A 4,454-nucleotide genomic window follows, 5' to 3' on the forward strand; every position below is an offset into this window, starting at 1 on the left:
CCCCGGCCGCGGCAGAGGAGCGGCCCGCACGCGAGCGGGCGACCGGGGAGCGGCCCGTGCCGCGCAGACGCGCCCCTGCCCGCTGCCGGGTCTGCGGCCGCACCCTCACCGAGGCCGGCGAGATGAAGCTGATGCGCTGCGAGACCTGCCCCTCCGACATGGACGAGGGCGTCTACCGGCGGCTGCGCGACTGGCGCGGCGCGCGTGCCCACGACCTCGGCCAGCCCGATTTCTGCCTCTTCACCGACAAGACCCTCGTCGCCATCGCCGAGGCCGTCCCCGAGACCGAGGCCGAGCTGTCCCGCATCCCCGGCGTCGGCGCGCGGAAGTTCCGCCGCTTCGGCTCCGAGGTCCTCGCGATCTGCGCAGGTCAGGAGTGCGCCCCCGGCGTGAAGGCGGACTGAGGCGAACTCGTCGAAAAAATAGTTTGCGCCCGGCCCGACAATCCCCATAGGTTCTTAGGCACGGGAACGGACAGGCTCTCCGAAGCCCCCGCCCCGTGCTGTGCCAAGCCCTTCGGGGCGGTGCTCTTCGGAGCACGTGAATATTTCCATCGGACCACCGAGCACCACCGGTCCCCCGAGACGCCGAGAGGAGGCGATTGCAGTGAGCAGCTTCAACACGATCACGAAACTGACCGCGTCGACGGTCGTCGCCTCCCGTTCCCTCAGCATCTCGGACCTGGGCACCGGACTGTCCGGTATTTCCGGTCTCTCCGCGTTCTCCTTCCCCGGCCTGTCCTTCGGACGTCCCGAGGAGAAGCAGCGCGATGAGCGACCGACCCAGGCACCGGCAGCAGTAGTGACGGAACAGGCGCATGCCTATTCGATCGCGGCAGCCGGTGCCGGAAACCCGATGACGCAGCACCACACGATGTGGGCCTTCCGTGGGCTCGAACCCTGGAGTGATCCCGTCTGACCACGTCAGACAGGCGCCTTCAGGGCCGCGGACCCCACTCGGGACCGCGGCCCTTTTGTTTTGCCCTCTCAAGAGAGGGCGGAACGCGAGGTGCCCGGGCAGCAGGAATCGGTACCCGACACCACCGGCCCACCAGGCCGGACCGACAGACGAGGAAGCAGAACCCGTGCAGACGACCAAGACGCACGTCCCGTCAGTACCGCCGTCACCCACCAGCCAGCCGCCCGGCCCTCCGGAGGACCACACCGTGACCCCCCTCACCCCGCTCACCGCCCTCGACGCCGCCATCGAGGGTCTCGACACCCCCGTCCCCTGCCGCGCCTACGACCCCGAGGTCTTCTTCGCCGAGTCCCCGGCCGACGTGGAGTACGCCAAGTCGCTCTGCCGCACCTGCCCGCTCGTCGAGGCATGCCTCGCCGGCGCCAAGGAGCGCCGCGAGCCGTGGGGCGTCTGGGGTGGCGAGCTGTTCGTCCAGGGCGTCGTCGTGGCCCGCAAGCGGCCCCGCGGCCGCCCGCGCAAGAACCCGGTCGTCGCATGAACATCACCGGAACCATCGATCGCCCCACCACGCACAACCCGCAGAAGCAGGACCCGATGAACCCGACTCCCGCGCAGCCCGCAGGGCTCGCCCTCAGCGAAGCAGCCCGTTCCGGCCACCTGGCCGGCACCGAGAACAGGACCCGAGAGATGCAACTCATCCCAGAAGCGCTGGCCCGCGCGCATATGGACGAGCGCATGCGCGAGGCGGAGCAGCAACGCCCCTCCGCCCGCCTGCGCAACGCCCGCCGCCTCCAGCGCCACGCCGAACGCGCGACCCTCCGCGCCCGCCGCGCCCTGGCACTGGCGGTCATGCAGTAAGCCGCGAGAGCGGTAGTCGATTCGGCGGTGGACACGACCACACCGCCATGCGACCCACCGGCCCGGCCGCCCCTCCCCGGAGGAGCGGCCGGGCCGTCCGTTTCCGGAGGGGCGGCCGCCGGGCCGTCCGTCTGGGGAGGAGTGGTGAGGCCGTCCGTTTGGGGGCCGGCCGGTGCGCGGTGGCGGCGCGGACCCGGTGGGCCGTGCGGGGGGACTCACCCGTCGCCCTCGTCCTCCGTCCAGAAGCCGGGCAGTTCACCCTCCGGGCAGTCCGCGGCGAAGCCGGGCAGCCAGTTCTCCAGCTCCTCGCGCAACCGCACCCGCGCCCCCAACTGGCACAGCACACCGATCGTGCTCAGCGTCACGCGGTGGATCAGTAGGTAGGACGGCGGCAGATTGAGCTTGCGGCCCAAGTGGTGCGCCGGGGAGCGGGGATCGGCGATCCGCGCGGCCTGCCCCCGCAGCCACTGCCGCGTGAAGCCGAACTCGTCCACGGCCGCCGGCTCGATCATCGGCCGCAGGAACTCCAGCACCGCCCGCTCGTCCAGCTCCACCTTCTCCCGGATGAAGCCCTCCGTCCGCAACGAGGCGTGCACCTCCTCCGCGTCATCGGTGAGACCGAGCCGCAAGGACCGCCCGATGATCGGCGGCAGCCCGCCCGGCAGGCGATCGACCGTCCCGAAGTCGAGCACCGCCAGCCGCCAGCTCTCCTCGCCCCCGCCCTCGGCATCGGGCAGCAGCCGGAAGTTGCCCGGGTGCGGGTCCGCGTGCAGCAGCCCCGTCCTGGCCGGGCCGCAGAAGAGGAAGTGCGCGAGCAACTGCCCGGCGCGGTCCCGCTCCTCCGGCGTCCCCGAGGCGATCACCTCGGCGAGCGGCACCCCCTCCACCCACTCCGACACCAGCACCTCGGGCCCCTGGTGCACCACCCGGGGCACGAACACGTCCGGATCACCCGCGAACTCCTCCGCGTGCGCCTGCTGCGCCGCCGCCTCCAGTCCGTAGTCCAGCTCCTCGGCCACCCGCTCGCGCAACTCGGCGACGAGCGGCTTGATGTCGATGCCCGGCACGACGGGCCCGAGCACCCGCGCCGCCATCCCGAGCTGGGCGAGGTCCCCGAGCAACGCTCGCCCCGCCCCCGGGTACTGCACCTTCACCGCGACGGCCCGCCCGTCGTGCCACACGGCCCGGTGCACCTGCCCGATCGACGCAGCGGCGGCCGGCTCCTCGTCGAAGGACCGGAAAAGCTCCCGCCAGTCCTCGCCGAGCCGCTCCGCGAGCAAGCCCCGGACCGTCGCCACCGGCATCGGCGGCGCCGCCTCCTGAAGCCGCGTCAACGCCGCCCGGTAAGGACCGTCCAACTCCTCGGGAAGCGCCGACTCGAACACCGAGAGCGCCTGCCCGAACTTCATGGCACCGCCCTTGAGTTCCCCCAGTACCTTGAACAACTGCTCAGCCGTCCGCTGCTGCACCTCCCGCCCCACCAGCTCGGCCGAAGCACCCCCGATCCTCCGCCCGAGCCCCCACGTGGCCCGCCCCGCGAACCCGAGCGGCAGCGTCGCCAACTTCGCCGTCCGCGTCACCGCCTTCCGAGGAAGCTCCGACATACGCCCTCCGCTCCACTCACGCCGCACCGCACGACGCCCACCGCCATTGTCCCCCGTCCGCCCCGAACCACCCCAGGGCACAACCGGGTTGCGGAGGCGGGGGAGCTGGTGCCGGGGGAGGAGGGCCCGGCGTCGTCGGGGAGGGTTCGGGAACGGGTGGTGGTGTGCGTGGGCGGGGGGAGAGAGACGGAGTGGCGCCGGGGCGGCCCGTGGCTGGGCATCCGAGTCCTGCTTGTGCCACTGCTCCCGCGCGACGCCCCCGCCCCCGCACCTCCCCCGGGGATACGGCCCCTCGCGAGTCGGGCCGTATCTCCCGGCGGGCCGGGCCGTATCCCCGGGTCCACTCCGGGCGCAGCGGTCATCGGTTGCGCATGATCGCCCCCCTTGCGACCGTTCCCGCCCCGGGCGCCCCTGCCCGCGTGGCCTCGTCCTGCCCGAGATGCGCGGCCGGTGGCCTCGCCCCGGAGACGTGGGGTGTTGAGGGAGCCGTGGCGGGTGGCGCCGGCTCCCAGCGGTCCGCCGTGCCGGCTCCGCAAGGGCAGTGGGAGTGGGTGGGCAGGTGGTGGCGGGTCCAGGCCAGGGTGGGCAGGCTGGTCTCCCACCGCTCGCCGACCGTGGTGGGGAGGTGGCCGTCGAGGAGGCTCAGCGCGTGGCTCGCGGTGAGCGCGGCGACCGTGGTCGCGAGGGTCAGGTCGACGGGCTCGACGCGGTGCGTACGGCCGGAGCGCCACTGCGCGAGGAGCCGCGCGTGTCCCGCCTCGCGCTCGACGCGGTGGCGTTCCAGGCAGCCCGCGCAGGCCGTACGTCCTGGGAGGACGAGAGGCCCGACGAGACCGGTCGTCTCCACGACCCCCGCGTACAGGTGCGGGACACCTGCCGCGATCAGGGGTTCGACGAGCTGGGGGTCCGGTGCGTGCACGGACACGGCATCGCGCGGGGCGAGGACGACGAGATCGGGCGGCGGTGCCTCGCCGAGCCGCCCGGCCACGGTCTCGGGCCGCGAGCGACGCCGCCCGCTCGGGGCCGATTCGCTCACGAGCCGGCGTGCCGCCTCCGCCCGGCGCGTGCCGACCG

At 73.2% G+C, this 4,454-nt stretch carries 6 protein-coding genes; 4 read left to right on the forward strand and 2 right to left on the reverse strand.

What is annotated here, in order from left to right:
- From G3I42_RS00690 to G3I42_RS00705, 4 genes are all read left to right on the forward strand, one after another.
- Window positions 1–404 (forward strand): HRDC domain-containing protein (locus G3I42_RS00690; protein ID WP_203606178.1); only part of this gene is annotated, 404 nt, incomplete at its 5' end.
- 202 nt (window positions 405–606) lie between these two features.
- Window positions 607–918, forward strand: coding sequence for a hypothetical protein (locus G3I42_RS00695; RefSeq protein ID WP_164281912.1), 312 nt, complete (start codon window positions 607–609; stop codon window positions 916–918).
- A gap of 166 nt (window positions 919–1,084) precedes the next feature.
- Window positions 1,085–1,456, forward strand: a complete 372-nt coding sequence (locus tag G3I42_RS00700) for a WhiB family transcriptional regulator (RefSeq protein WP_164281913.1) — start codon at window positions 1,085–1,087, stop codon at window positions 1,454–1,456.
- Window positions 1,453–1,776: a hypothetical protein gene (locus tag G3I42_RS00705; RefSeq protein WP_164281914.1), complete on the forward strand. Its 324-nt coding sequence runs from the start codon at window positions 1,453–1,455 to the stop codon at window positions 1,774–1,776. The genes G3I42_RS00700 and G3I42_RS00705 overlap by 4 nt, the downstream gene beginning before the upstream one ends.
- Window positions 1,777–1,991: 215 nt before the next feature.
- Here the strand turns inward: G3I42_RS00705 and G3I42_RS00710 are convergent, their stop codons facing one another.
- Both G3I42_RS00710 and G3I42_RS00715 read right to left on the reverse strand, forming a co-directional pair.
- Complete coding sequence (locus G3I42_RS00710) at window positions 1,992–3,380, reverse strand: AarF/ABC1/UbiB kinase family protein (RefSeq protein WP_164281915.1); 1,389 nt, start codon at window positions 3,378–3,380, stop codon at window positions 1,992–1,994.
- 358 nt (window positions 3,381–3,738) lie between these two features.
- On the reverse strand, window positions 3,739–4,454 hold a 716-nt coding region (locus tag G3I42_RS00715; RefSeq protein ID WP_164281916.1), incomplete at its 5' end, for a TOMM precursor leader peptide-binding protein.

Source organism: Streptomyces sp. SID11385, from assembly GCF_010548245.1.
Taxonomy (GTDB): Bacteria; Actinomycetota; Actinomycetes; order Streptomycetales; family Streptomycetaceae; genus Streptomyces.